The following is a 25,957-nucleotide window of genomic DNA, read 5'->3' as shown; positions in this document are numbered from 1 at the left end:
GCGATGATGAGCAGCTCACCCTCCATGTCGCAAGGTTACTTGCGACGCGCCGACCTCTGCGAGTGAACGAACGTCGCTCTCCTCGCGGGATGCCCCTGGGGGCGGGGGTGTTGTTCACCGCGGGAACTATGCATCACAGTGCTATTTGAAGCGAAGCTATTCATGACACTGGCATGTGCAGATCCGCGCGGGAAGCACACCCCTCCCCCTCCGCCGTTCGATGGGCAGGGCAGCTCGTCCCGGAGCCGTTGGCTCGCGCTTCCGGGCCGACCCGCCCGGGTGCGCGACCCACTCGAGGTGAGATGCGGCGTCGTCGGATATCGCCATCCCCGATGGCGCCCCGTGAACGACCGAGCGCTCCCCCACCCTGATCGGGTGGAGGAGCGCTCGATGTGTGTCGGACCGGAATCCGCTCACTCGTCAAGAGGACGTCCGCTCACTCGCCATGAGGGCGAGGCGGGCGCATCCCTCCTGGATCAGCGGCGGACACCCAGGGTGTCGGAGCCGTCGCCGTCCCAGTCGCCGACGAAGACCTCGTCGCCGGAGCGGCCGTAGTGCTGCTCGATCTCGGCCCAGCCACCCTCGAGGGCGTTGGACATGAGGTAGCGGTTGCCGCGACGCGAGGCGAACGTGTCGTTGCCGTCGCCGTCCCAGTCACCCACGAGCACCTCGTCGCCCGAGCGGCCGTAGTCGAACTCCGCGTCGGCCCAGCCGGACTCGAGCGTGTTGGAGACGAAGTAGGTGTTGCCACGGCGAACCGCGAAGGTGTCGACCTCGTCGCCGTCGTAGTCACCGACGAGGACCTGGTCGTTCGCACGGCCGTAGTCCAGCTCGGTCTCCGCCCAGCCCGACTCGTGCGAGTTCGAGAGGAAGTAGCCGTTGCCGCGGCGCACGGCGAAGGTGTCCACGCTGTCGCCGTCCCAGTCACCCACGAGCACCGTGTCGCCGGCGCGGCCGTAGGTCAGCTCGACGTCGGCGTCGCCGCCGAACAGCGAGTTGGTGAGGAAGTAGGCGTTCCCGCGACGCACGCCCAGGGTGTCCTGCCCGTCGCCGTCCCAGTCGCCGACGAGGACGTCGTCACCGACGCGGCCGAACGAGAACTCGTGCTCGGCGTTCGCGTCCCAGCCGTTGTTGAGGTAGAAGCCGCGGCCGGCCGAGGGGGGCGTGGGCTCGGGCTCCTCCGGCTCATCGGTCACGCCGATGCGGTCGAGCAATTGCTCTGCGACGTCGAGGAAGTACTCGGCGCCGTACTCCGTGAGGTAACCGGCCTCGATCAGCTCGGCGTCGACGGACGACACGATCTCGAGGTACGCGTCCCGTGTCCCGTACCGGGCGGCGAACTCCTCGGCCGAGATGAGGTCCATCGAGCCGTATACGGCACCTGGGGACGCGGCTCCGGCGTACGTCCCGAGCGGGTGCTCGATGAGCCCGTACCGCACCCCGCCGGTGGCGTTGCCGTCACCGTCCCGGACGAGCTCGGCCTCGGTCTGGTCGAACCACCGCGACTGCGCCGGGGCCGTGCCGTCCTGGTCGGCGTCGACCAGTGCCTCGGCAGCGGCGATGATCGCCGGCTCGAGCGGGTAGAGGTTGAGCGCGTCGCGGAAGTCGGCGTCGTGCACCTGGGTGTTGGGCACACGCCCCGCCTGATGGATCTCCTCGTCCGCAGGAATGACCGTCGAGAGCAGGTCGGTGTGCGGCGTGCCGGGGACCTGCCAGTGGAAGCGGTTCTCGGGCAGCTCGGTCTCGGCGAGGGTGGCCGCACCGAACAGGCCGGCGTCGCCCTCGGACGAGACCGTGATGAAGGGGACGTCGAAGCCCGGCTCCGCCCCCGGAACGGTGACGAAGCCGCCCTCGTCGCTCTGCGATAGCGGGCGCTCGAGCACGGCGCCGACGGAGTTGAGGTACCCGTCCCAGACGGAACCGCCGTTCGCTTCGGCCTGCGCCTCGTGGAAGGCGCTCGTGTAGGTGTTGAGGTACACGCCGGACTGCGACTGGCCGAGCAGCAGCGTGGTCTCGGGCGTCTGGCCGCCGAGGATCGTTCCTGCCTCGTCGCTCGCGAGCAGCACTCCGAGCTGGGTGGTGATGTCCCAGACGAGCCCCTCCTCGGAGCCCTCGACGAGCATGAACGGGTCGAACGACCCCGGGTCCTCGGGGTCCGCGACGATCGGGCCCGGGTCTACCGACGGGTCGGTCACCCAGGACAGGTCGGCGTACCGTTCCGGGTCGTAGTTCTGCAGCGCGTTCACCTGGATCGGCTTCGAGGTGAGGCCGATGACGGTGTGCCCCTCCTCCATCGCCCAGTCCCACATGCGCCGCCAGTGGTCCTCGCCCGGGAAACCGTTCGAGGCGTTGAGGATGTCCACGAGGACCACGCCGCTCGCGTCCGCGGGGTCCGCCGGCCGGCGCACGAGGATGTTGTTGACGTACGGGACCTCCTCGCGGGTGATCTCGATGCCGTCGGCGTCGTCGTAGACGTTGGCCGTGCCGGACAGGAAGTACTCCTCCTCGACGTACCCGTGGTCTGCGACGTCGAACGGCACCCGCGCGCGTTCCATCCCGGACCACATGAGGCTGTCGGACGTCTCGGCGATCGGGCCACGCACCTCCGGGATCGCGGTGAGGGTTGGGGTCGCGGGCACGTTCGCGGAGCTCTCGGCGATGCCGGCGTCGTCGGTCGTGTCGTCCGTGGGACTCTGGGTGGCAGCGGCTCCGCCGGACAATACGGCCGTCAACAGCATCGGCACCGTGGCCGCTGTGCCGACGGCTACCCGCAGTCGTCTCGCGCGTGGGGATCCTGACATCGTCCGTCCTCCTGTAGTCGTCCTCGACTCACGCACCTGCGCATCCGTTGCGCGGTGCACCGCGGGTGGAATGACGCTCCCCCGCGGCTGACTCGAGACTCACACCACCGACGACGGCGCCCCGCATTGTTGCCAGCACTTTCCGTGCCGGGATTGTCGACCATGGCCCGTGAACGACCGAGCGCTCCCCCACCCGGATCGGGTGGAGGAGCGCTCGATGTGTGTCGGACCGAGGTCCGCTCACTCGTCAAGAGGACGTCCGCTCACTCGCCATGAGGGCGAGGCGGGCGCATCCCTCCTGGATCAGCGGCGGACACCCAGGGTGTCGGAGCCGTCGCCGTCCCAGTCGCCGACGAAGACCTCGTCGCCGGAGCGGCCGTAGTTCTGCTCGATCTCGGCCCAGCCACCCTCGAGGGCGTTGGACATGAGGTAGAGGTTGCCGCGACGCGAGGCGAACGTGTCGTTGCCGTCGCCGTCCCAGTCACCCACGAGCACCTCGTCGCCCGAGCGGCCGTAGTCGAACTCCGCGTCGGCCCAGCCGGACTCGAGCGTGTTGGAGACGAAGTAGGTGTTGCCACGGCGAACCGCGAAGGTGTCGACCTCGTCGCCGTCGTAGTCACCGACGAGGACCTGGTCGTTCGCACGGCCGTAGTCCAGCTCGGTCTCGGCCCAGCCCGACTCGTGCGAGTTCGAGAGGAAGTAGCCGTTGCCGCGGCGCACGGCGAAGGTGTCGACGCCGTCGCCGTCCCAGTCACCCACGAGCACCGTGTCGCCGGCGCGGCCGTAGGTCAGCTCGACGTCGGCGTCGCCGCCGAACAGCGAGTTGGTGAGGAAGTAGGCGTTGCCGCGACGCACGCCCAGGGTGTCCTGCCCGTCGCCGTCCCAGTCGCCGACGAGGACGTCGTCACCGACGCGGCCGAACGAGAACTCGTGCTCGGCGTTCGCGTCCCAGCCGTTGTTGAGGTAGAAGCCGCGACCGGCCGAGGGGGGCGTCGGCTCGGGCTCCTCGGCGCCGGCGGTGACCTCGAAGGGCACCTGGGCCACGGTGGGCTCGGCGTTGACGGTCAGCGACTGCTCGCCGGCCTCGGCGCCCTCGGGGATCGTGATCTCGACCGTGGAGGTACCGGTCGTGTTGTAGCCGTCCGACGGGTCGTTGTTGACCTCGCCCGTGCCGACGACCTCGTCGCCGAGGAGGACCTCGACCTCGAAGGGCTTGGCGTCGGGCTCGGTGGTGAAGGACAGGCCCGAGAGGTCGACCGAGACGGTCTCGCCGGCCGCGGCCGTGGTCGGACCGGTCCAGCCGATCGACGCCTGGTCGTAGCTCGGGGCCAGCTGCTCGTTGGCCGCGAGGTAGTCGTTGAGCGCCTGCACGTCCTGGACGCCGGTGTCGACGAAGTTGCTCGCGTTGTCCGTGAAGCCGGTGAAGGCGTCACCGCCGGCGAGGAGGAAGGTGTTGCCCGCGATGCGGATCTCCTGGTCGTCGGCCACGGGCTCGCCGTCGATCGTCAGCGAGAGGATCTCGTTGCTCTCCGGGTCCCACACGTAGTCGAGGTTCTCGGACCAGCCGAGCGCGAGGTACGGGTGCGAGTCGGTCGCGGTGCGCAGCTGCTGCTCGAGGAGCAGACGCAGGTCCGCGCCCGGGATCGTCACGGCGCCGATCGTGTTGCCGAAGGGCTGGACGTCGAAGGCCTCCGCGTAGGTGACCGTGCCGTCGCCGTTCGGGTCGAGGTCCGCGCGGATGCCGCCCGGGTTGATGACGCCGATGTCGGCGTTGAGGTTGAACTCGTTCGCCGACGCGAGCGCGGCGTCGCCGAGCAGGTTGCCGAGCGTGGACTCGGCGCCACGGTTGGTGCCGTCCGGGGCGCCGGTACGCGAGCCGCGGTTGAACGGCGCGATGACGGTGCCGACCTCCTCCTGGCCGAGCACCTGGCTCTCGGCCAGGGCCTCCTGGTAGAGCGCCTCGATGTCCGCGTCGCGCGCGGTCTCCTCGGTGATCTCGATGTTCTCGGCCGTGTCGACCGTGATCTCACCCGACTCCGGGTTGACGGTCAGCTGCGTGTTGGCCACGTGGCTGCCGAAGTTGCCCGGCTGGAGCAGCGGGGCGCCGGCGCCGGTCTCGGTGTTCTTCAGGAGGTGCGAGTGACCGGCGAACGCGGCGTCGATGTTCTCGTCGAGCCCCGGGGCGATGATGTCGGCGTCCTCGTGGATGAGTGCGACGACGACGTCGGCCTCACCGTTGGCGTCGTCACCGTCGCTGAGGGTGGCGGCGCGCTCGTTGGCGACGTCGACCTCGTCCTGGAACTCGAGGCCCTCGATACCGGCTGGCGAGACGACGTTCGGGGTGTCGGAGGTGACCGTGCCGATGATGCCGACGCTGACGCCGTCGATCTCCTCGACGACGAAGCCCGGGTCCGCGATCTCCGGCGCACCGGCGACGTTCGCGCCGAGGTGCGAGAACTCCGACGCCGGGATGACGCGGTCGCGCAGGTCCTCGTAGCCCTGGTCGAACTCGTGGTTGCCGACGGCCGTGTGGTTCAGGCCCATCGCGTTGAGGATGTCGATCGTCGGCTGGTCGTTGGCGATGGCCGACACGAACGCGGAGCCGCCGATGTTGTCACCGGCGCTGAGGAACAGCGTGCCGGTCTCGTTCTCGGCGCGGATGCCGTCGACGACGGTCTGCACCTGGGCGGCCGTCTCGATGTGGCCGTGGAAGTCGGTGATGACGGCGAGGTCGATGGTGACCGTGCCGTCCTCGTTCTCGACCGCGAAGGCCGGGGCCGCAGCGGCGACCGATCCGATGAGCGCGAGGACGCCGGCGCTGGCCGTGATCCTGACGCGGGAGGGGCGTGACATGGGAGAGAGACCTCAGTCTTTCGTCTGGCCGACAGGGGTAAGGCTCGGCCAGGTTATCCCCGGGGTGAAGGCCAAACTATGGGATCGTTCGCCGGTCTCCAAGAGTTCACCCGCGGTTGGTCGGGCGCCGGCGAGGTGCCCGATGTGTCGCGACTGCGCTGACGCCACTTCTCTCGCCGAGAGTGCGGTTGGGGCCCCAACGGCACTCTCGACGAGGACGCGGAATCCCGGGAGCGGGCGAGTCGTTCGTCGTCGTCGATCGTGGCCGCTACGCGGCCCTCCGCGACGCACGCGAGGTGAGCTTCGGCGTCGGGCATCGTCCTTACGCGGAGGGGCCGGAACCCGACTCGCTCGAGGTCTCCCCGCCCGGCGTGACACCCGCGGCGACGCCCTCGACGGCGAGCCGCAGCGTCTCCGCGTCCTGCAGGCCGACCATGACGAACCCGCCGACCACGGTGGTCGGCGTGCCGCTGAGGTCGATGTCCATCGCGAGCTGGGCGTTGGCGCTGATCTGGGCGGCGGTGTCGGCGGCGGCGAGGTCGGTGCCGAACTGCTCGGGCTCGAGGCCGGCCTCGACGGCACGCTCGGTCAGCGTCTCCGCCGTGACGTCCTCGGCCGCCGGCGGGTCGGCCATGAGCGACTCGTGGTACGCGGCGTAGCCGTCCTGCTGCGCGGCCGCCCACGCCGCCTGCGCGAGGGTGACGGACTGGGGGGCGAGCACGCCGACGTCGCGGTACTCGATGCGCAGCGTGCCGTCGTCGACGAGGTCCTGCAGCTCCGGCAGCGCCTGCGTGGACATGGCCTGGCAGTAGTGGCACAGGTAGTCCTCGAAGACGACCATCGTCACCTCGGCGTCCGGGGCGCCGACGGCGGTGAGGTAGTTCTCGTCGGGGCTGACGTCGACGTCCGTGGTCGGCAGGTCCGCGAGCGTGGCCGCGGCCTCCTCGGCGCGCTGGTCGGCCTCGGCGGCGGAGGTGTCGGACTCCGGCGGGGTCTCGGCGGCGGGGGCGGACGAGTCGTCACCCGTGCAGGCCGCGAGCGCGAGGGCCGCGCCGAGGATGCCGGCGGTGAGCGCCGGACGAACCGTGCGGGTCATGTCTCCTCCGAGGGGTGTTGCCGAGGGGAATTCGTCGAGATTGCGGTTGGTGCTCGTCGAGATTGCGGTTGGGAGCCTCCGTCTGTCCAGCGTGAGAGCGCCCTCGTTCATCGAGAGTGCGGTGGGGAACCGGCCCGGTCAAGTTCGGGCCGCCCGCCCCTCGTCGAGATTGCGGTTGGGGCCCCAACCGCAATCTCGACGACGACAAACCGCAATCTCGGTGACGACGAACCGCAATCTCGACGAAGGAAGTTGCGAGCCAACCCGCACTCTCGACAAGAAGTGGTCAGACGACGCCGTGGGCGAGGAGGGCGTCCGCCACCTTGGCGTAGCCGGCGACGTTCGCACCGAGGACATAGTTCCCCGGGGCGTCGTGCCGCTCGGCCGTGCGCGCCACGGTGTCGTGGATCTGGGTCATGACGACCTCGAGCCGCGCCACCGTCTTGTCGAAGTTCCACTGCTCGCGCGAGGCGTTCTGCTCCATCTCCAGGGCGGACGTCGCCACGCCCCCGGCGTTCGCGGCCTTGCCCGGGCCGAACGCGGTGCCGGCGGCCTGGAAGATGTCGACGGCCTCGGGCGTCGAGGGCATGTTCGCGCCCTCGGCCACGGCGATCACCCCGTTGTCCACGAGCGTGCGGGCGTGGTTCTCGTCGAGCTCGTTCTGCGTGGCGCAGGGCAGCGCGATCGTGCACGGCAGGTCCCAGACGGAGCCCTCGGTCCGGAGCTCGGCTCCGGGACGCCCCTCGACGTAGTCGGCCACGCGGCCGCGACGGACCTCCTTGACCTCGCGGAGGAGCTCGACGTCGACGCCCTGCTCGTCGAGCACGTAGCCCGAGGAGTCGGAGAACGCCACGACGTGCGCGCCCAGCTGCTGGGCCTTCTGGATCGCGTAGATCGCCACGTTGCCGGAGCCGGAGACCACGACGCGCTGGCCGTCGAGCGACTTGCCCTGGCGGCTGAGCATGCGCTCGGTGAAGAAGACGGTGCCGTAGCCGGTGGCCTCGGTGCGGCCGAACGAGCCGCCCCAGCCGGTGCCCTTGCCGGTCAGCACGCCGGCCTCGAAGCGGTTGGTGATGCGCTTGTACTGGCCGAACATGTAGCCGATCTCGCGGCCGCCCACGCCGATGTCGCCGGCGGGGACGTCGGTGTACTCGCCGATGTGGCGGTACAGCTCGGTCATGAACGACTGGCAGAAGCGCATGACCTCGCTGTCGGACTTGCCGTGCGGGTCGAAGTCGGACCCGCCCTTGCCGCCGCCGATGCCCTGACCGGTGAGCGCGTTCTTGAAGATCTGCTCGAAGCCGAGGAACTTGATGACGCCGAGGTTGACCGACGGGTGGAACCGCAGCCCGCCCTTGTACGGGCCGAGCGCGGAGGAGAACTCCACGCGGTAGCCGCGGTTGACCTGGGTGCGGCCGGCGTCGTCGACCCACGGGACGCGGAACATGATCTGGCGGTCCGGCTCGACGATGCGGCGCAGGATCGCGGCCCGCTCGTAGTCCTCGCGCAGGGCGATGTCGCCGATCGAGCCGAGCACCTCGTGCACGGCCTGGTGGAACTCGGGCTGGCCCGGGTCGCGGGTGACGACCTCGTCGTACACCGCCTGCAGCTCGTCGATCATGCGGCTCCTGACATCGGGCCCGGCTCACGCCGGGCGGGTGGTCCGTTCGGTACTCGCGACAGTCGTTCGGGGCTGCTCGCGTTCGGTGGTGCTCGCGCGGCTCACGCGTGGTGCGTCGGCCGTGGGGCACGGGACGCACCAGTCACCGTCCACGATTGTCTCAGCAACGTGCCAACGGCGGGTCGTGGGTTCCCCCACGATGCCGCGTCGACCACCTCGCGTCGAGATCAGTCCCAGAGTGCGGGCAGCACGGCCGCCGAGTCCTCGGCAAGCCCGACGACGTCGATCCCCGTGACTCCGCCGACCGCGAGGGTGGTCCCGCCGGTGGTTCCGACCGTCGCGCACGGTACGCCCTGCGCGGCGGCGAGCGCCTCCACCCGGGCAACGTCCCCCGGCGCGACGACGACGAGCGCCCGCGCCTGCGACTCGCTGAACAGGGCCGTCGCGAGGTCGATCCCGTCGCGCTCGGTCACCGGCGTGAGATCGATCTCCGCCCCGACGCCGTAGCGGGTCGACGCGTCGACGAGCGCCTGGGCGAGGCCGCCGGTCGCGAGGTCGTGGGCGGCCGTGGCGAGCCCCTCGCCGTGGATGGCGAGCAGGGTCTCGACAAGGGCCTTCTCCGCCGCGACGTCGACCCGCGGCGGCGTGCCGCCGAGGTGGCTGTGCACGGTCTGCGCCCAGGCGGAGCCGTCGAGCTCGAGCGCGGTGGTGCCGAGGAGGACGATGGTCTCCCCCTGCCCACGCCAGCCGGACGGCGTGGCGCGCGTGACGTCGTCGTGCAGGCCGAGGACGCCCACCACGGGGGTGGGATGGATCGAGGAGGTCGCCGTGCCCGGCTCGCCGGTCGAGTTGTAGAGCGAGACGTTGCCGCCGGTGACGGGGATGCCGTACGCGAGGCAGGCGTCCGCGAGGCCCGTGACCGTCTCGACGAGCTGCCACATCGCGCCCGGGTCCTCGGGGTTGCCGAGGTTGAGGCAGTCGGTGACGGCCATCGGGCGGGCGCCGACGGTGGCGACGTTGCGGGCCGCCTCCACCAGGGCCTGGGCGGCGCCGGTACGCGGGTCGAGGAACGCGTAGCGGTGGTTGGCGTCGGTCGCGAGCGCCACGCCGCGGTTGGTCGACTCGTCGATGCGCAGGACGCCGGCGTCGTCGGGCTGGGCGAGGGCCGTGCGGCCCTGGACGAAGCGGTCGTACTGGTCGGTCACCCAGCCCTTGGACGCCTGGTTGGGGTCGAGGGCGACCGCGCGGATGTCGGCCGCGAGGGTGTCCGGCGTCGTCGGGCGTGAAAGATCTGCGGCGGTGTCCGCGACGATCGGGTCGAGCCAGTCCGGCCGCGCGTAGGGGCGGTCGTAGACGGGGCCGTCGTGGGCGACGGTGCGCGGGTCGACGTCGACGATCCGGCTGCCGTGGTGGTCGATCGTCAGGCGGCCGGTGCCGGTGACCTCGCCGATGACCGAGGTCTCGACCTCCCACCGCTCGGTCACGGCGAGGAAGGCGTCGAGCTTGTCCGGCGCGACGACGGCCATCATCCGCTCCTGCGACTCGCTCATGAGGATCTCGCCGGCGGTGAGGCTGGGGTCGCGCAGGAGGACGGTCTCGAGGTCGACGTGCATGCCGCCGTCGCCGTTGGACGCGAGCTCGGAGGTGGCGCAGGAGATGCCGGCCGCGCCGAGGTCCTGGATGCCCTCGACGAGCTCGCCGGCGAAGAGCTCGAGGCAGCACTCGATGAGCACCTTCTCCATGAACGGGTCCCCGACCTGCACCGACGGGCGCTTGACCGGCCCGCCCTCGTCGAAGGTCTCCGACGCGAGGATCGACGCGCCGCCGATGCCGTCGCCGCCCGTGCGCGCGCCGAACAGGACCACCTTGTTGCCCGCGCCGGACGCGTTCGCGAGGTGGATGTCCTCGTGGCGCAGCACGCCGATCGCGAGGGCGTTGACCAGCGGGTTGCCCTGGTAGACCGGGTCGAGGTCGAGCTCGCCGCCGATGTTCGGCAGGCCCAGGCTGTTGCCGTACGAGCTGATACCCGCGACGACGCCGTGCGCGACACGTGACGTGTCCTGGTGGTCCGGCGCGCCGAACCGCAGCTGGTCCATGACGGCAATCGGGCGGGCGCCCATGGCGATGATGTCGCGGACGATGCCGCCCACGCCGGTCGCCGCGCCCTGGAACGGCTCCACGTAGCTCGGGTGGTTGTGGGACTCGACCTTGAACGTGACGGCCCACCCGTCGCCGACGTCGACGACGCCCGCGTTCTCCCCGATGCCGACGAGGAGGTTCTCCTTCATCGCGTCCGTCGTCTTGTCGCCGAACTGGCGCAGGTGGCGCTTGGAGGACTTGTAGCTGCAGTGCTCCGACCACATGACCGAGTACATGGCGAGCTCGGCGGAGGTGGGGCGGCGGCCGAGGAGCTCGACGATGCGCGCGTACTCGTTGTCCTTGAGGCCGAGCTCCGCGAAGGGCATCGGGGTGGCCGGGGTCGCGGCGGCGTCGTCGACGGTCTCGTCGTGCCGCGGGGCCGGGGTGGTGGAGCTGTTCGTCGAGATTGCGGTTGGTGCAGGCGCGGCGTCGTCGTTCGTCGTCGAGATTGCGGTTGGTGCAGGCGCAGGCGAGCCGTGCGTCTCGTCGGGCGCTCCGGCGCCGGATGCGGGGGTGTCTGCGGACATGCTGGCGACCTCACGGACTCGCGGGCGGACTGACGTGCGGGCCTGTGACTACGGCCTGGCTGGGTCGAATCTACCTGGGCGGCAAAAGGGCGGTTCTCGTGACCGGGGAGCGGTCTCGGTGACCGGGGAGCGGTACCCGTGGGGCGCGCCCGCCTCGTGGCGCAGGATGAGACCGTGCACAACGAGCGGGCCGACCGCCCCCGTCCCGCGCTGAAGGTCCTGCAGAACTTCCTCCTCCCCCTGGCCGCGTCGGTCTGCTTCGTCCTCATCGCCGTGGTCCCGATGCTGATCCTCGCGTGGGGTGTCTGGCCGACGCACATCAACTACTTCCCCGACGCATTGTTCTGCCCCGACGGCTACGCACTCGCCAACGAGTTCAGCCGCACGTACTCCGAGGTGGGCGAGGATCCGATCATCGACACGAGGGAGCTGTGCCGGAGCGCCTCCGGCGCCGTCCTCGACCCCGGTTGGTGGAGCGTGATCTGGCGCGAGACGGTGATGATCGGACTGGTGGTCGTCGCGGTCGTCGTGTTCATCGCCGTGCTGCCGTCGCGGAGAGGCTCGTCGTCCGGCCCGACCGCCCCACAGCCCCCGGTCACCCAGGCGGCCGGCAACCCCACGTCTGCCGGCCCGACCACCTCGAGCTACCCGACAGCACCGGCCGGCCCGGCCACCCCCACCTCAGGCGGCTGGGCGAGCGGCCCGGTCGACGACCTCTGGGGCAAGCGCTGACGCACCCCGCGCCACCCTGTTGATAACGCGAGCAACGCCGGATCCCGAGTGCGAGAATCCGGTCATGACAGCCTCCCTGCTCGACCGAGCGCTCTACTCCTACGCGGACGTAGACCGACTGGTCGCGCTCCAGCCGGGGACCGGGCGTCGGTGGCTCGAGGGCTACACACGGCGCGAGACCTTCTACGAACCGGTCCTTCGAGAGGAACCCACGGGCTCCGACGAGGTCACCTGGGGCGAGATGGTCGAGGCCCGACTCCTGGCCGAGTTCCGGGCACCTGACGTGGCCGTCGCGCGCATGCGCCCGGCGATCGAGAAGCTCCGGGAGACCTTCGGGCGCTATCCGCTCGCGCACGCGCGCCCGTTCCTCGACGTCGAGGGCCGAGAGCTGGTCCAACTGGTCCAGGACGACGTGGGCCTGGATCGGCCGTTACGCATGGTCGTCGTCCGAGACGGACAGTTCGTGCTCACCGAGGCCGCCGAACGATTCCATCGGTCGATCGACTACGAGGGCGCGGTCGCGGGCCGCCTCCGACTCCACCGATACGCCCCCGAGGTCGTGATGGACCCCCGCCATGCCTTCGGCCAGCCTGCGGTCCGCAACGTGAGGACCGAGGTTCTTGCTGAGGCCTACCGTGCGGGCTCCAACCGCGAGGAACTCGCTGACCTTTACTCACTCAGCCCCGACCAGGTGGACTCCGCGCTGAGGTTCGAGATGATCGCGAGCACCGACCGGGTCGCCTGACATGGAGGTGCCGCCGGCCCCGAGGTACTTCACCGACGAGAACGCACTCGGACTGGGCCTGCTCCTTCATCGCGCGGGACGGACCGACATTCTCTTCCCCGACCACCCGGACCTCCCCGAGGTCCCTCTCGGCACCCCTGACACCGAGTGGATGCCTGTGATCGCTCACCGCGACCTGATCGTGCTCAGTCGCGACCGCCGGATTCGCACGCGCCCAGCCGAGCTGCGCGTCTATTGGGAGCACGGCATCCGATCCGTGTGGATCGGCGCCAAGCGCGACCTCTCGCCGTCCGATCAGGTCGATCTCTTCCTCAGGCATGAACAACGACTTCAGCGACAGGCGGTCAAGCTCGGGCCGGGCCCATGGGCGCTGTCGCTCGGCGCGACCGGTCCACGACCGATCCGACTTCGGGAGCCGGACTGACGACGACCACGACATCGCAGCGCCACCCGCATGGGCACCGCTCCCCCCGGCCGCCGGGTCCCGCCACCTGTGATCACGCTTACCTTGGCCTCGTGAGAGACCCTCTCCCCACTCCCCCGGGCTCGACCACGACGCAGGGGAGGCGGAGGCACGGGGTGCGCTCCGCCGTCGGGCTCGTGATCGTCACCGCCGCGCTCGCCACCACGCTCACCGCCTGCGTCGGCGCCGAGCCGTACCACGAGGTCCTCGACGAGGCCGCCCACCGCGGCCCGAGCGCCGACCGGGAGCGCTTCGAGTCCGCCCGGGACGCCGTCGCCGGAGCCCTCGACGTGAGCCCCGCCCAGCTCGCCATCAACCGCATGAACGCGTCCCCCGAGCACGTCACCGTCCTCGCCTCGCCGGCCACCGAGCCTCTGTGGGACCAGTGGAACGTGCGCGGCCTCGACGACGCGTCGAACATCGGCCCCTACCCGACCGACGCCGTCGACGGCTGGTTCGTCCTCTCCGACGTCCCCGCGCTCGACCGGATCGGCGAGCTCTACGACGAGGCCCTCGCGCTCCGCGGCGTCGCCCCCGGCGAGATGGCCGTCGACCTCGCCGTCAGCTGCGCCCCTCCACGCGCCACCGACGCCCACGCGATGTCCCCCACCGGCGACCCACCCGGCATGCCACCGCACTGCGCGCCCGAGATCGCGTTCACGTTCAGCGATCCACGGCGCACGGTCGAGCGCGTCACCTTCGACGCCGACGGGGAGCTCGTCCAATGACCATGCCCGACGCCGGACACCCCTCCACGCCCCCGCACTCGCGCACGGCCCCGGCCCGGTCCGCCCCGGCAACCGCAACCGCGTCCGCGTCCGCGTCCGCACTCGACCCCGGCGGCAGCGCGCTCGCCGTCCCCCTCCTCGCCGTGCTCATCGCCGCGCCGATCGTCCCGTTCGTGCTCATGGCGCTGTGGTTCATCTGGCCGGGGCACGTCGAGCTGCTGCAACCCCTCGGCTTCATCTGCCCGCCTGGCTACGAGGACGTCCGCGCGATCTCGACGACCACCGCCCTCGCCGACGGCGGACAAGGCGTCTCCACCAGCTTCGTCTGCCTCGCGGACAACGGGGCGGTCCTGCGCCCCGGGCTCTGGCCGGTCCTGTGGAAGGAGGCGATCGGCGTGGGCATCCTGCTCGCGCTGCTGCTCCTGCCGATCGCCGCGCGGGTGAACTCGCCCGCACGCCGCGCGGCCACGGCCCGCCGCCTCGCCGAGCACGTCATGCAGGAGCGGGACCGCGCCGACGATGCGGGGACGACCACCGCCCCCGACGACGACCGGCACCGCCCCGCTTCCCACCGCCCTGCCGGACCGCCCGATTCGCCGTCTCCCTCCGCAACCGCCAGCCCCGCAACCGCCAAGACCACGCCCGACGGCGCACATCCCCGCCCGGCCACCGCGCGCCCGAGCGCACCGGCCGACCGGCCCTGGGCCACCCCGCCCGACCAGGACCTCTGGCGGCGGCGCTGAGCGACCGCGCGGGTGGGACCGACGTCGGCGGCGCTGGATAACCTGACGCCGTGAGTGCAGGGGCGGATCGGGCGGGCGACGGTCGACCATCGGGGCGGCGCCCCGCGACCGACCCGACCCTCGCCCCGGGCGAGGCAGACAACGCGGGCGAGGCTCCGGCGTCGGGCGCGGTGTCTCGGGTGACGTACCTGTACCTGCGGCTCATGCTCATGACGCTGCCGGCGCTGCTGCTGCTCGGGTCCGTGCTCGCGTTCTTCTGGCTTGGCGCGATCGAGGAGTCGATCAGCGCGTACTACCTGGGGCCGATCCGGGACATGTTCGTCGGCGTGATGATGGCGATCGCGGCGTGCCTGGTGGCGTACCGCGGCGCGTCGGCGCTGGAGGACTTCAGCCTCGACGTCGCGGGGTTCTTCGCGATCTTCGTGGCGCTCGTGCCGACCTCGATCGGGCCCACGCTCGACGCCCTCGACGACGCCGCACGCCACGAGATGGTCACCGCCCTGCGGGCCACCTGCGTGACGGTGCTGGTGATGTCGGTGGTGTTCGTCGTGCTGGAGCTGCGGTTCTCGCCGTCGCGGCCGGCGCCGATCGAGCGGCACCGGCTGACCCGGGTGGCGGCGAACGCGATGAACGTGGTGCTCGTGGCGTTCGTCGGGCTCGTGGTCTGGCGGGTGGTCGAGGGAGGCGACTTCGCGGGAATCCACGTGGCAGCCGCGGTGCTGCTCATCGTCAACCTCGCGATCGCGGTGGCTAGTCACGCGTGGCCGGAGCTGGCCGGGCGGCCGCACGCCTCCCTCGACTCGGGCCGCCGCGACCTGCGCCGCCGTTACCAGCTGATCTTCTGGCTGATGGTGGCGGGGGCGCCGATCTTCGGGGTGCTGCACCTGATCGGGTGGGAGTACCGGCTGCTCGCCGTCGAGTGGTACGAGATCGCGCTGTTCGTGTGGTTCTGGGCGCTGGAGACGCAACGGACGTGGGTGCGCGTGGAGGGGAGGCGTCCGGCCGACTACGGGACCATCGTCGTCGCGTCGGGGAACCGGGCGGCGAGCGCCGAGTCGAAGGTGGCGAGGCGGCCTTCGTGATGGCGCGCGAGGGCGACGAGATAGGTGTCCGTCACCTCGCGGTGCCCGTGGATCCCGTCGAGCTCGACATCGCGGTACGACAGATCGTCACTCCAGAACCGGCACGCCGGATGACCGCCGAACCCGTCGAGCAGAGCCGCCGCGGCAGCAGTTCCCTCGCCGGTCCGGACGAGGAACCGCACGAGTGCACCTTCGACCACGGGGCACAGCGCGAACGTCTCCACGCCGGCGAGCCAGGCTGCTGCCCGCTCATGGTGCTCGTGCTCGGCGACTGCGAGCGCGATGAGCACGTTCGCGTCCAGGAGGTGGGTCACGGCTCGTCGTCCAGCGCGTCAGCCACGTCCTGCGACGTCACCCGACGGCCGACGGAGAGCACCGGGAGACCGGTCAGCGGGTTCGTGCTGATCTCGACCGGCGCGTCGAGCTGCCCGAGGCCGCGGACGGTGAGCTCAGCGAGCACGGACGACAGCGACGTGCCACGGGAGCGGGCCAGCTCCACGGCACGTCGATGCACCGCGGGGGGCAGATCGACGGTGGTGCGCATGACTGCATCGTACGTGATGCAGACTCGATGCGCCTATCGATGCGGAAGCTCTCGCCCCCGACGACCTCAGACATTGACTGCCGAGCCAGGGGTTTAACGCCGAGCCTGCGGGTTGAGTGCCGAGCCAGGTCACGGCGTCGGTGGGTTCGGCACATAACTACCTGGTTCGGCACATAACTACCTGGGTCGGCGCACAACACCTTGGCTCGGCACACAACTCCCTGGGTCGGCGCGGTGGCGACCGCCCCTCCGCCGACCTCACACACCGACAGCCGAGACAGCCGACGGCGTCGGCGGGGTCAGCGCACAACCTGTTAGGTCGTCGAAAGGTGAGGTCGGCGAAAGGTTGGGAACGGTCGGCGAAGGAACTAGTCAGGCAGGCGCGCCGGGCTGTTCCGCCGTCGCGTCCTGGGACGCCTGCTTCGCCCGCGCCCGCATCGTCTTCTCGTCCACGGGCGCCTCGCCGGAAGCGCGCAGCCGCCGCTGGTACTCCCGCGTCGCGCGCTGCCGCTCCCCCTCCCCCGGGCCGGCGATCGTCGCGCCGAGGTGCTCGGGCGAGTACCCGAACCCGTCGACCAGCGCCTTCGCGTGCGGCCGCAGCCGCGCCAGCAGCCGCTCGACGTAGCTGGTCACGGTCTTCGCGCGCTGCATGGTCATCCGGCCGTTGACGAGGTACCAGGCGAGGTCGGCCTCGATGACGGTGAGGCCGTAGAGGTCGCGCACGGTCCGCAGCACCTCGAAGGTCTCCTTGTCCCGCACGCGCGACAGGGCGTCGGTGAACGCCTCCCACGCGAGCAGCTCGCCGTGCGCACGCGCCGCGGCGATGATCCGGTCCTGGTGGGAGTTGAAGACCTCGAAGGCCTTCTCGTCGGACTCGCCGCGGGCGGCGCGCATCCCGAGGACGATCTCCTCGACCATCGTCTCCACGCGCTCCTCGAGGAGCTCGCGCTGGACGTCGGCGGAGCGCAGGTGCCCGGCGGAGCGCGCCTTCGAACCGGAGTCCCGGATCGACTGCGCCGCCCGGCGCAGCGGCGTGCGGTGCAGGGCCGTGTCGGCGGCGCGCGCGGCGACCCACCGCACGGTGCCCGCCACGTCCATCTGCATCATCTCCCTGCCGGCGTCGGTCATCAGCCGCTTCCCGACGAGCTGGAGGAGCACGTTGTTGTCCCCCTCGAACGTGGCGTACACGTCGAGGTCCTGGTGCAGGCCGGTCAGCCGGTTCTCCGCCATGTAGCCGGCGCCGCCGCAGGCCTCGCGCGCCTCCTGGATCGTGTCGAGCGCGTTCCACGTGGCCAGCGGCTTCGTGGCGGCGGCGAGGGTCTCGAGGTCCTGGCGGTCCTCGTCGGTGTCGTGCCGGCCGGAGAAGACGTCGTCGAACCGCTCGAGCAGCTCGGCCCCGAGGAAGGACAGCGCGTACGTGCGGGCGATCCTCGGCAGCAGCCGGCGCTGGTGGCGCTGGTAGTCGAGGAGGACGACCTCCTCCTGCGGGTCGCCGCCGGTGAACTGGCGCCGCTGCTCCGCGTGGGTCACCGCGATCGCGAGCGCCATCCGCGCGGAGCCGGACGCCGCGTTCGACAGCGACACCCGCCCCTGGACGAGCGTGGAGAGCATCGTGAAGAACCGGCGCCCGGGCGACTCGATCGGCGAGGAGTAGGTCCCGTCCTCCGTGATCGATCCGTACCGGGGCAGGAGGTTGACGCGCGGGATGCGCACGTGGTCGAACCACAGGCGCCCGTTGTCGATGCCGTTGAGGCCGCCCTTGACGCCGTCGTCCGCGCTGCCCACGCCGGGCAGGAGCACGAGCGAGCCGTCGGGCCGCTGCTCGCGCACGGGCACGTACATCGCGTGCACGCCGTGGTTGACGCCGCCGACGATCAGCTGCGCGAACACGACCGCCGCGACCCCGTGCAGGGCGGCGTTGCCGAGGTACTCCTTCTGCGCGGCCTCGACCGGGGTGTGCACGACGATCTCGTCCGTGTCGGCGTCGTAGGTGGCCGTGGTGAGCACGCCGGAGACGTCGGAACCGTGCCCGCGCTCGGTCATCGCGAAGGCGCCGGGGACCGTGAGGTCCATGGCGCCGGGCAGGAAGCGGTCGTGCTGCTCGGCGGTGCCGAGGTGGAGGATCGCCGACGCGAACAGCCCCCACTGCACGCCCGCCTTGATCTGCAACGACGGGTCGGCGACGACGAGCTCCTCGAACGTCGCGAGCGAGCCGCCGTGGTCGTCCTTCCCGCCCAGGCGCGTGGGGAAGGCGCGCAGCGGGTCGCCGATCTCGGTGAGCAGGTGGAGCTGGGTGAGCACACGCTCGCGGTGCTCGTGGTGGCTCAGGCCCTCGATCTTGCGCATGCGCGGGTCGAGCGCGAGGTCGCGCGCGCCCTGGCGCAGGTGCCACCAGCGGCCGCCGACCAGGCGGGTGAGCTCGGCGACGTCGATGCGCAGGTCGGGCCGGTCGACCGAGGCCGGTGTGTGGGCCGACGGCGTGGTCGTCGGGGTGCTGTCCGTCGGGCGGATGGGGGTCTGGGTCACGAGACGTCCTTGTCGGTCTTGGTGGTCGGGACGGTGCGGGGTCTGGTGTCGGTCCGGGCGCGGCGCAGCACGCCGACGGCCCCGTCCCACAGCCACGAGGCGATGAAGGCGGCGAGCTCGTCCCGCTCGATGCCGGCGACGGCATCGTCGATCTCGCTGAGGGGCAGTCCCCCGACGACGCCGCCTCGCTGCGTCGTCGGGTCCCCCTGGTCGGGGGACGGACCGGGCACGACGGCGGAGCCTCGCCCCGCGGGCACGTCCCCCTGGTCGTTGGTCGTCCCGGGCACGACGGCGGAGCCTCGCCCCGCGGTTGCGTCCGCCTCGTCGGGGGTCGTCCCGGGGACGGGGTCCGCGGCGGGCCGTTCGGCGTCGTCGGACCGTGACTCGATCTCGGCGCGCGCGGCGAGCCACCTGTCCGCGACGGAGCGCACCGTGCCGGTGACCCCGGACGCCCACAGGGTGGCCCGCGTGGCCGTCGCGGGCGAGATGCGGTCGACCTGACTGTCGTCGTCGAGCCCGAGGACCGCGGGCACGAGCGTGCGGGCGACGATGACGTCGACCTCGGCGACGAACCCGCGGACGTCGCCCGAGGCCTCGGCCGTGGGCGAGGTGACGAACGCGTAGACGTGCGGGGCGTCGTCGACGAGGCGCAGGTAGGCGGCCACCATCGCGTGGATGCGCTCGCGCGGACCGCCGGAGTGGCCGGCGGCCTCGGTCAGCTCGCGCAGGATGCGCTGAAGGACGTGCTGGCCGACGGCCCGCTGCAGCCCGGCCTTGTCCGTGAAGTAGCGGTAGAGGATCGACTTCGAGGTGCCCATGTGGGCGGCGAGGTCGTCCATCGAGACGTCGGGGCCCTGCTCGTGGACGCAGCGCCTCGCGGCGCGCACGAGCTCGAGCGTGCGGGTGGCGCGGTGGTCCGCCCACCTCGTCGTGCGGCCGTCGGCACGCGGCGCCCCGCTGGCGGGACGCGCGACCACGGGCGCGGCGGCGCTTGGCGCGGCGGCGGGCACCACGCTGCCCGCGACATCCTCGCTCTCGGGCTGTACCATGGACTCAAAGTATCAGGTACTTTCGGTACCGGCCAGTTTTCTCCGTGCCGTCCGACCGGCTGTCTACCGTTCCGCCCGTCCGTCCCAGCGAAGCGAGGACCCACGTGATCCCCATGCCCACCCCGCGCCGCGCCGCCGTCGTGGCCGCGAACCGCACCCCGTTCGGCAAGGCCGGCTCGGCCTACAGCTCCTTGAGCCCGAAGGACCTGCTGACGGCCGCGATCGAGGGCCTCGTGGCCCGCACCGGCCTCGCCGGCGAGCGCCTCGACGAGGTCGCGGCCGGCGCCGTGCTCAAGCAGCCCAAGGACTTCAACCTCACCCGCGAGTCCGTCCTCGGCACCGCGCTCGACCCCACCACGCCGGCCTACGACGTCCAGCGCGCGTGCGCCACGGGCATGGAGGCCGCGGTCGGAGTGGCGAACAAGATCGCGCTCGGCCAGATCGAGGTCGGCGTCGCGGGTGGGACCGACTCGGCGTCGGACGCCCCGATCGTCGTCAGCGAGAGGCTGCGCCGGATCCTGCTCACGGCCTCGCGCGCCCGTTCCACCACCGACCGGCTCAAGGCGTTCGCGAAGATCCGCCCGGCGGACCTCGCGCCCGTCGCGCCCGACGTCAACGAGCCCCGGACCGGCCTCTCGATGGGCGAGCACCAGGCGCTGACCACCGCCGCGTGGGGCATCACCCGGGAGGCGCAGGACGAGCTCGCGCTCGCCTCGCACCAGAACCTCGCCGCCGCGTACGAGCGCGGGTTCTTCGACGACCTGCTCACCCCGCTGCGGGGCCTGACGAAGGACGAGGCGCTGCGCCCGGACACGTCGCTCGAGAAGCTGGGCAAGCTCAAGCCGGTCTTCGGAACCAAGAACCTGCCCGAGGGTGCGCCGCCGGCCACGATGACCGCCGGCAACTCGACCCCGCTGTCCGACGGCGCCTCCGCGGTCCTGCTCTCCTCCGACGAGTGGGCCGCCGAGCGTGGCCTGCCCGTCCTCGCGCACGTGGTCGACGCGCAGCCCGGCGCGGTCTCCTTCGTCGACGGCGCGCAGGGCCTGCTGATGGGCGGCGCGTTCGCGATCCCCGCCCTGCTCGAGCGCACCGGCCTCACGCTCGCGGACTTCGACCTCGTCGAGATCCACGAGGCCTTCGCGTCCACCGTGCTCTCCACCCTGGCGGCGCTCGAGGACGAGACCTTCGCGCGCGAGCGCCTCGGCCGCAGCGAGCCCGTGGGCACCGTGGACCGCAGCCGCCTCAACGTGGCGGGCTCCTCGCTCGCCGCCGGGCACCCGTTCGCCGCGACCGGCGGCCGGATCGTCGGCACGCTGTCCAAGCTCCTCGCCGAGCGTGGCGAGTCCCAGGTCCGCCCCGGCGAGAAGGCCCTCGGACTCATCTCGGTGTGCGCGGCCGGCGGCCAGGCCGTCGCGATGATCCTGGAGGCGGCGTGAACGACTCCTACCTCTCCTTCGTCAACGGCGGCGCGGGCAGTGCGGTCGCCAAGCAGCTCGGCCTGCCCCGGCCCGCGGTCCTGCGCCGCACCGACGACCTTACGGCGGTCGACTCCCCGCTGACGCCGGGGCCGGTTCTCGTCCTCACCGACGGGTCCGACGCCGCGCGGGTCGACTCCGAGGCCCTGGTGGAGCACCTGCTCGCCTGGGGCGCCGACGTCCGCCGCGACGCCGGTCCGGGGGCCTCGCGGAAGCTCGGCGCCGTCGTGCTCGTGGCGACCGGGCTCGAGCGGAGCGCCGACCTCACCGACCCGGCGCTCGAGGTGGGTGGGACGCTGCGTGACCTCGCGCCGAACGGCCGGGTGCTCGTGGTCTCCCGGGCCGCCGAGGAGGGGGACGCGCCGAGGCTCGCGGCCGCCCGAGCGGGTGTGGACGGGTTCGTCCGGTCGCTCGCCAAGGAGCTGCGCGCCGGGGCGACCGGGAACGCGATCGCCCTGGTCGGGGGCGTGTCTGCGGGCGATCCGTCGCCGGCGGGTGCCGCCCGGTTCCTGCTGTCGGCGCGCTCGGCGTTCGTCGACGGTCAGGTCCTTGCGGCCGGTCCCGGCGGGGAGGCGCCCGCGGACTGGGCGCGCCCGCTCACGGGTCTCGTCGTCGCGGTGACCGGTGCCGCGCGCGGCATCGGCGCGGAGATCGCGCGCGTGGTCGCCCGGGACGGCGCCCACGTGGTCGGCATCGACGTGCCCGCCGCCGGCGAGGCCCTGGCCTCCACGGTCAACAAGGCCGGCGGCATCGCCGTGCAGCTCGACGTCACGCGCGAGGACGCCGCTGAGAGGATCCTCGCCGCCGCCCACGCGCGGTACGGCCGGCTCGACGTGGTGGTGCACAACGCCGGGATCCTGCGGGACAAGCTGCTCGCCAACATGACCGAGGACCGGTTTGCCGACCTGCTCGCGGTCAACATCGCCGCTCCCGTGACGATGAACGAGACGTTCGTGGAGCCCGGCGTGCTCGGCGACGCCGCGCACGCTCCAAGGATCATCTCGCTGGCCTCGACCTCCGGCATCGCCGGCAACCGCGGCCAGACGAACTACGGGTACGCGAAGTCCGGGATCATCGGGATGACCCGCGCGCTGGCCCCGCTGATGGCGGCATCCGGCGGGACTGCCAACGCCGTGGCGCCCGGGTTCATCGAGACGGACATGACGGCGAAGATCCCGCCGGTGCCGCGCCAGATGTCCCGGCGGATGTCCTCGCTGCAGCAGGGCGGGCTCCCGGTCGACGTGGCCGAGGCGATCGCGTTCCTCGCCTCCCCGCAGGCCGGTGGCGTCAACGGCGAGGTGCTGCGCGTGTGCGGCCAGCTCCTCGTGGGGAAGTGATCCCGCGATGACCAACGGGACGTACCACCCGGAGCCGTCGGGCGACCTCCCCGGTGCGACGAACAAGGGGATGTCCGCCGGTGATCGGTCCGGCTCCCTCCCCCGTTCGGCGAGCGAGCAGACCTCTCCGCGGCACGCGAGCGCATCGCCGTACACGCGCGAGGGGACGCTGGACTCCGACCGGAACAGCGGAGAAACCTCCGACGACGACGGTGCGTTCTTCGGTCCTCCGTCGTCGTTCCGGGTCGAGGAGGTCGGGGACGTCCCGCCGCTCGGGGCCACCTACCGGACCGTGCTCGGGCGCTCGGCGCAGGCCGTCCTCGCCTCGCGGCCGGCGGCGGGGCTGCCCGAGGTGGCGCTGGCTGCCGGTCCCGTCCGGGCCGACGCCGAGCACCTCACCGCGTACCAGCACCTCGTGGGCGCGCCCGTGGACGACACGCTGCCCCCGGGCTTCGTGCACGTCCTCGCGTTCCCGTTGGCCGTGGCACTCATGGCGCGGGCGGACTTCCCGTTCTCGCCGCTCGGCATGATCCACGTGTCCAACCGGATCACGCAGACGCGGCCGGTGCGCCTCGGCGAGGAGCTCACCGTGACCGCCTGGGCGCACGACGCGCGGGAGCACAAGCGGGGGACGACGGTCGATCTGTCGGTCCTCGCACGCACCTCGAAGGGCGAGCCCGTGTGGTCCGGACGAGCGACGTACCTGGCCAAGGGCTCGGCTCCGACCGGACTCGACCGCGGGCCGGCAGCCGAGGAGCGGCCGCGCGTCGAGATCCCGCACCGTCCGCAGGCGCTGTGGGCGGTCTCCGAGAGCGACATCCACACCTATGCACAGGTCTCGCGGGATCGCAATCCGATCCACACCTCCCGTTTGGGAGCGCGCGCGTTCGGGTTCCCGCGGCGCATCGCGCACGGCATGTACACGGCCGCGCGGGCGCTCCACGCGGCCGGTCGCCCCGGGTCCACCACGTGGGACGTGGAGTTCGGGTCGCCGGTGATTCTTCCGGCGAAGGTGGCGTATGCGCAGGTCAACGATGTGATGCAGGCATCAGGGGCGCCCTACGCGGGGGCTGTCGAGCATCGCGAGGCTGATAACGGGCCGATCACAACCCGGAGCGTGGTATGGGACCCCAAGCGCGGCAAGGTCCACGCGACGACCGTCGTGACGACCGCGGGGAGCTGACCGACCGCCGGCTTGTCCACAGGCTGTGTCCACACCCGTGTGCACACACCCGTGGACAAGCCGAACATCCTGTGGAGCACGGCCCGACACCGGTCCGTCACCCACCGGACACCTGGTCGTTCGGCCCCGTTATGGCTGCGTGCGGGGTGCGGGAACACCACTGCTGATCAGGGCAGTCACACCCGTATCCCGCACCACTGGAGCACCTCACGACACGTCCGTGAGAGCCGAGTCGCTCCCCACCGGAATGAGTTCGGCCACCGGCAGGGCCCGACCTACGCTGGCGCCCATGTCTGCCACCCTGCGCGCGATCGGGCTGCGCGCCCTCCGGGGCCCACGCGAGCTGTTCTCGGACCTCGACCTGACCGTCGCACCGGGCGAGGTGTGGGGCCTCGCGGGTCCCAACGGCGCGGGCAAGTCGACCTTGCTCGAGATTCTTGCCGCGGCCGACACGCGTTCGCTGGACCACACTCTCGACCATGGGGGCGGACATGCCGATACGACCGGACGAGCTCCCAACCGCAATCTCGACGAGAGCGCCGGCACGCGGGCCACCAACCGCAATCTCGACGACAGCACGGCCGGGTCGGGTGCTCCCAACCGCAATCTCGACGACGGGGGGCCGGAGGTCAGCGGGCAGGTGGTGCTCGCACCCCCGACGGCGACCGTCGGGCTTCTTGCCCAGGAGCCCGACCGCCGGCCCGGCGAGACGCTCGCGGCGATGATCGGGCGTCGCACGGGGGTCGCGGCGGCGGAGGCCGAGATGAACGACGCCGCGGCCGCGCTCGCCGCCACCGATCCCGGCCGCGCTGCCGAGGACCGGTACGCGACCGCGCTCGACAGATGGCTCGCCCTCGGTGGCGCCGACCTGGCCGAACGCACGGCGGAGGTCGTCTCACGGCTCGGGCTGGCCGCCGAGCTCGACGCCGCGACCACCACGCTCTCGGGCGGCGAGGCGGCCCGCGCGTCGCTCGCCGTGCTCCTCCTCCAGCGCTACGACATCCTCCTGCTCGACGAGCCCACCAACGACCTCGATCTCGCCGGGCTCGAGCAGCTCGAGACGTTCGTGGCGGGGGCGCGGCAGGGCATCGTCGTCGTCAGCCACGACCGCGAGTTCCTCGCGCGCACGACCACCGGCATCGTCGAGATCGACTCCGCGCAGCACCAGGTGTCCGTCTACGACGGCGGCTACGAGTCCTACCTGGCCGAACGCGCCGTGGCCCGCCGCCGGGCCCGCGAGGCCTACGACGCCTACGCCGACAAGGTCTCCGGCCTCAAGGCCCGCCACCAGCAGCAGAAGGAGTGGACCTCCACGGGCATCCGGAACGCCCGCAAGAAGGCCACCGACGGCGACAAGCACATCATCCACGCGGCCAAGGCCCGTACCGAGAAGCTCGCGGCGAAGATCTCCCAGACCGAGCGCGCGATCGAACGCCTCGAGGAGGTCCCCGAGCCCCGCAAGGAGTGGCAGCTGCGGATGACGGTGGCCGAGGCGCCGCGCTCGGGCACGGTCGTCGCCACGCTCGACGACGCCGTCGTCACCCTCGGCTCCGCAGCCACCTCACCGCTCGCCGGCGCCGCAGGCTCCGCTCGCCCCACGGACTCGCCCCGCGACGACGCAGCTCACCAGCCCTCCGCGGGCACCTTCACGCTCGGGCCGGTCACCGCCGAGATGTCGTGGGGCGACCGCGTAGTCCTCACGGGCGCGAACGGCTCGGGGAAGTCGACCCTGCTCGCGCTCCTGCTCGGGCGGCTCGCCCCCGACGAGGGACGGGCATCGCTCGGGTCGGGCGTCGTCGTCGGGGAGGTGGATCAGGCCCGCGACACGTTCGACGGAAACGAGCCTCTGACCAGGACGTTCACCGACGCCTCCGGCCTCTCGCCCGAGGAGTCCCGCACGCTGCTCGCCAAGTTCGGGCTCGCCGGCGACCGCGCGACGCGACCGTCAGGCTCCCTCTCCCCCGGCGAGCGCACCCGCGCCGCGCTCGCGCTCCTCCAGGCGCGCGGGGTCAACTTCCTCGTGCTCGACGAGCCGACGAACCACCTCGACCTGCCCGCCGTCGAGCAGCTCGAGCAGGCCGTCGACTCGTTCGGCGGCACCGTCCTGCTGGTGACGCACGACCGCCGGATGCTCGGCGGCGTGCGTGCGACGCGGCGTTGGCACATGGACGCCGGCCGGCTCACCGAGGCGGACTGAGCCCCGGACACTGGGCCCAGAACCACCGAACCCAGGTGCACCGGCCCCAGGGGCATCGGGCCGATGCAGATCGCCCCCGCTTGCTCACCGGGAGGCGGTCAGCAGCGGGGGCGACC

Annotated in this window: 19 protein-coding genes; 10 read left to right on the top strand and 9 right to left on the bottom strand. The window is 71.8% G+C overall.

Annotated features, from left to right (window positions below):
- Positions 1-476: 476 nt before the first annotated feature.
- The 5 genes from AC24FB_RS09525 to purL form a co-directional block, all read right to left on the bottom strand.
- Positions 477-2,738, bottom strand: a complete 2,262-nt coding sequence (locus tag AC24FB_RS09525; RefSeq protein ID WP_487560165.1) for an alpha/beta hydrolase domain-containing protein — start codon at positions 2,736-2,738, stop codon at positions 477-479.
- 366 nt (positions 2,739-3,104) lie between these two features.
- A complete protein-coding gene (locus tag AC24FB_RS09520) occupies positions 3,105-5,654 on the bottom strand; it encodes a bifunctional metallophosphatase/5'-nucleotidase (RefSeq protein ID WP_487560164.1) in 2,550 nt (849 codons plus the stop codon).
- Between the two features lie 322 nt (positions 5,655-5,976).
- Positions 5,977-6,750, bottom strand: a complete 774-nt coding sequence (locus AC24FB_RS09515; protein ID WP_425715410.1) for a thioredoxin domain-containing protein — start codon at positions 6,748-6,750, stop codon at positions 5,977-5,979.
- A 286-nt stretch (positions 6,751-7,036) separates the two neighbouring features.
- On the bottom strand, positions 7,037-8,371 hold the full coding sequence (gene gdhA / locus AC24FB_RS09510; protein ID WP_425715409.1) for an NADP-specific glutamate dehydrogenase: 1,335 nt from the start codon (positions 8,369-8,371) through the stop codon (positions 7,037-7,039).
- 227 nt (positions 8,372-8,598) lie between these two features.
- A complete protein-coding gene (gene purL, locus AC24FB_RS09505) occupies positions 8,599-11,037 on the bottom strand; it encodes a phosphoribosylformylglycinamidine synthase subunit PurL (protein ID WP_425715408.1) in 2,439 nt (812 codons plus the stop codon).
- Positions 11,038-11,211: 174 nt separating this feature from the next.
- On the opposite strand from purL, the gene AC24FB_RS09500 reads away from it, so the two are divergent.
- The 6 genes from AC24FB_RS09500 to AC24FB_RS09475 all read left to right on the top strand — a co-directional run bounded on the left by AC24FB_RS09500 (position 11,212) and on the right by AC24FB_RS09475 (position 15,530).
- Positions 11,212-11,769, top strand: a complete 558-nt coding sequence (locus AC24FB_RS09500) for a hypothetical protein (protein WP_425715407.1) — start codon at positions 11,212-11,214, stop codon at positions 11,767-11,769.
- Between the two features lie 64 nt (positions 11,770-11,833).
- The gene (locus AC24FB_RS09495; RefSeq protein ID WP_425715406.1) at positions 11,834-12,514 is read left to right on the top strand and encodes a DUF433 domain-containing protein; all 681 of its coding nucleotides are present in this window, start codon (positions 11,834-11,836) and stop codon (positions 12,512-12,514) included.
- A gap of 1 nt (position 12,515) precedes the next feature.
- On the top strand, positions 12,516-12,938 hold the full coding sequence (locus AC24FB_RS09490) for a PIN-like domain-containing protein (protein ID WP_425715405.1): 423 nt from the start codon (positions 12,516-12,518) through the stop codon (positions 12,936-12,938).
- Between the two features lie 155 nt (positions 12,939-13,093).
- The gene (locus tag AC24FB_RS09485) at positions 13,094-13,705 is read left to right on the top strand and encodes a hypothetical protein (protein ID WP_425715404.1); all 612 of its coding nucleotides are present in this window, start codon (positions 13,094-13,096) and stop codon (positions 13,703-13,705) included.
- The gene (locus tag AC24FB_RS09480) at positions 13,702-14,448 is read left to right on the top strand and encodes a hypothetical protein (protein WP_425715403.1); all 747 of its coding nucleotides are present in this window, start codon (positions 13,702-13,704) and stop codon (positions 14,446-14,448) included. Before AC24FB_RS09485 ends, AC24FB_RS09480 begins: the two co-directional genes overlap by 4 nt.
- Positions 14,449-14,627: 179 nt before the next feature.
- Positions 14,628-15,530, top strand: a complete 903-nt coding sequence (locus tag AC24FB_RS09475) for a hypothetical protein (RefSeq protein WP_425715402.1) — start codon at positions 14,628-14,630, stop codon at positions 15,528-15,530.
- Here the strand turns inward: AC24FB_RS09475 and AC24FB_RS09470 are convergent.
- From AC24FB_RS09470 to AC24FB_RS09455, 4 genes are all read right to left on the bottom strand, one after another.
- Positions 15,455-15,844: a TA system VapC family ribonuclease toxin gene (locus AC24FB_RS09470; RefSeq protein ID WP_425715401.1), complete on the bottom strand. Its 390-nt coding sequence runs from the start codon at positions 15,842-15,844 to the stop codon at positions 15,455-15,457. The genes AC24FB_RS09475 and AC24FB_RS09470 overlap by 76 nt on opposite strands.
- Positions 15,841-16,074, bottom strand: coding sequence for a hypothetical protein (locus AC24FB_RS09465; protein ID WP_425715400.1), 234 nt, complete (start codon positions 16,072-16,074; stop codon positions 15,841-15,843). Before AC24FB_RS09465 ends, AC24FB_RS09470 begins: the two co-directional genes overlap by 4 nt.
- 372 nt (positions 16,075-16,446) lie before the next feature.
- Positions 16,447-18,600, bottom strand: coding sequence for an acyl-CoA dehydrogenase family protein (locus AC24FB_RS09460; RefSeq protein ID WP_425715399.1), 2,154 nt, complete (start codon positions 18,598-18,600; stop codon positions 16,447-16,449).
- Positions 18,597-19,649: a TetR/AcrR family transcriptional regulator gene (locus tag AC24FB_RS09455; protein WP_425715398.1), complete on the bottom strand. Its 1,053-nt coding sequence runs from the start codon at positions 19,647-19,649 to the stop codon at positions 18,597-18,599. The genes AC24FB_RS09460 and AC24FB_RS09455 overlap by 4 nt, the downstream gene beginning before the upstream one ends.
- A 113-nt stretch (positions 19,650-19,762) precedes the next feature.
- On the opposite strand from AC24FB_RS09455, the gene AC24FB_RS09450 reads away from it, so the two are divergent.
- The 4 genes from AC24FB_RS09450 (at position 19,763) to AC24FB_RS09435 (ending at position 25,841) form a co-directional block, all read left to right on the top strand.
- A complete protein-coding gene (locus AC24FB_RS09450) occupies positions 19,763-21,085 on the top strand; it encodes an acetyl-CoA C-acetyltransferase (RefSeq protein ID WP_425715416.1) in 1,323 nt (440 codons plus the stop codon).
- Positions 21,082-22,461: a 3-oxoacyl-ACP reductase gene (locus tag AC24FB_RS09445; protein WP_425715397.1), complete on the top strand. Its 1,380-nt coding sequence runs from the start codon at positions 21,082-21,084 to the stop codon at positions 22,459-22,461. The genes AC24FB_RS09450 and AC24FB_RS09445 overlap by 4 nt, the downstream gene beginning before the upstream one ends.
- A 7-nt stretch (positions 22,462-22,468) precedes the next feature.
- Positions 22,469-23,644 (top strand): MaoC/PaaZ C-terminal domain-containing protein, encoded by a 1,176-nt coding sequence (locus tag AC24FB_RS09440; protein WP_425715396.1) that lies wholly within the window; start codon positions 22,469-22,471, stop codon positions 23,642-23,644.
- 289 nt (positions 23,645-23,933) lie between these two features.
- Positions 23,934-25,841, top strand: coding sequence for an ABC-F family ATP-binding cassette domain-containing protein (locus AC24FB_RS09435; protein WP_425715395.1), 1,908 nt, complete (start codon positions 23,934-23,936; stop codon positions 25,839-25,841).
- Positions 25,842-25,957 lie beyond the last annotated feature (116 nt).

The sequence above is a fragment of the Georgenia sp. Z1344 genome (genome assembly GCF_057652375.1).
The sequence above is the reverse complement of the archived record's forward strand: the minus strand, read 5'-3'. Positions and strand labels throughout refer to the sequence as shown.

Excerpts from the sequence above, each read along its gene's own strand:
- AC24FB_RS09490 (WP_425715405.1), top strand. The coding sequence starts at position 12,516 with ATGGAGGTGCCGCCGGCCCCGAGGTACTTCACCGACGAGAACGCACTC.
- AC24FB_RS09525 (WP_487560165.1), bottom strand. The coding sequence starts at position 2,738 with ATGCTGTTGACGGCCGTATTGTCCGGCGGAGCCGCTGCCACCCAGAGT.
- AC24FB_RS09480 (WP_425715403.1), top strand. The coding sequence starts at position 13,702 with ATGACCATGCCCGACGCCGGACACCCCTCCACGCCCCCGCACTCGCGC.
- AC24FB_RS09435 (WP_425715395.1), top strand. The coding sequence starts at position 23,934 with ATGTCTGCCACCCTGCGCGCGATCGGGCTGCGCGCCCTCCGGGGCCCA.
- AC24FB_RS09440 (WP_425715396.1), top strand. The coding sequence starts at position 22,469 with ATGACCAACGGGACGTACCACCCGGAGCCGTCGGGCGACCTCCCCGGT.
- AC24FB_RS09495 (WP_425715406.1), top strand. The coding sequence starts at position 11,834 with ATGACAGCCTCCCTGCTCGACCGAGCGCTCTACTCCTACGCGGACGTA.
- AC24FB_RS09450 (WP_425715416.1), top strand. The coding sequence starts at position 19,763 with ATGCCCACCCCGCGCCGCGCCGCCGTCGTGGCCGCGAACCGCACCCCG.
- AC24FB_RS09515 (WP_425715410.1), bottom strand. The coding sequence starts at position 6,750 with ATGACCCGCACGGTTCGTCCGGCGCTCACCGCCGGCATCCTCGGCGCG.
- AC24FB_RS09465 (WP_425715400.1), bottom strand. The coding sequence starts at position 16,074 with ATGCGCACCACCGTCGATCTGCCCCCCGCGGTGCATCGACGTGCCGTG.
- AC24FB_RS09520 (WP_487560164.1), bottom strand. The coding sequence starts at position 5,654 with ATGTCACGCCCCTCCCGCGTCAGGATCACGGCCAGCGCCGGCGTCCTC.
- gdhA (WP_425715409.1), bottom strand. The coding sequence starts at position 8,371 with ATGATCGACGAGCTGCAGGCGGTGTACGACGAGGTCGTCACCCGCGAC.
- AC24FB_RS09455 (WP_425715398.1), bottom strand. The coding sequence starts at position 19,649 with ATGGTACAGCCCGAGAGCGAGGATGTCGCGGGCAGCGTGGTGCCCGCC.
- purL (WP_425715408.1), bottom strand. The coding sequence starts at position 11,037 with ATGTCCGCAGACACCCCCGCATCCGGCGCCGGAGCGCCCGACGAGACG.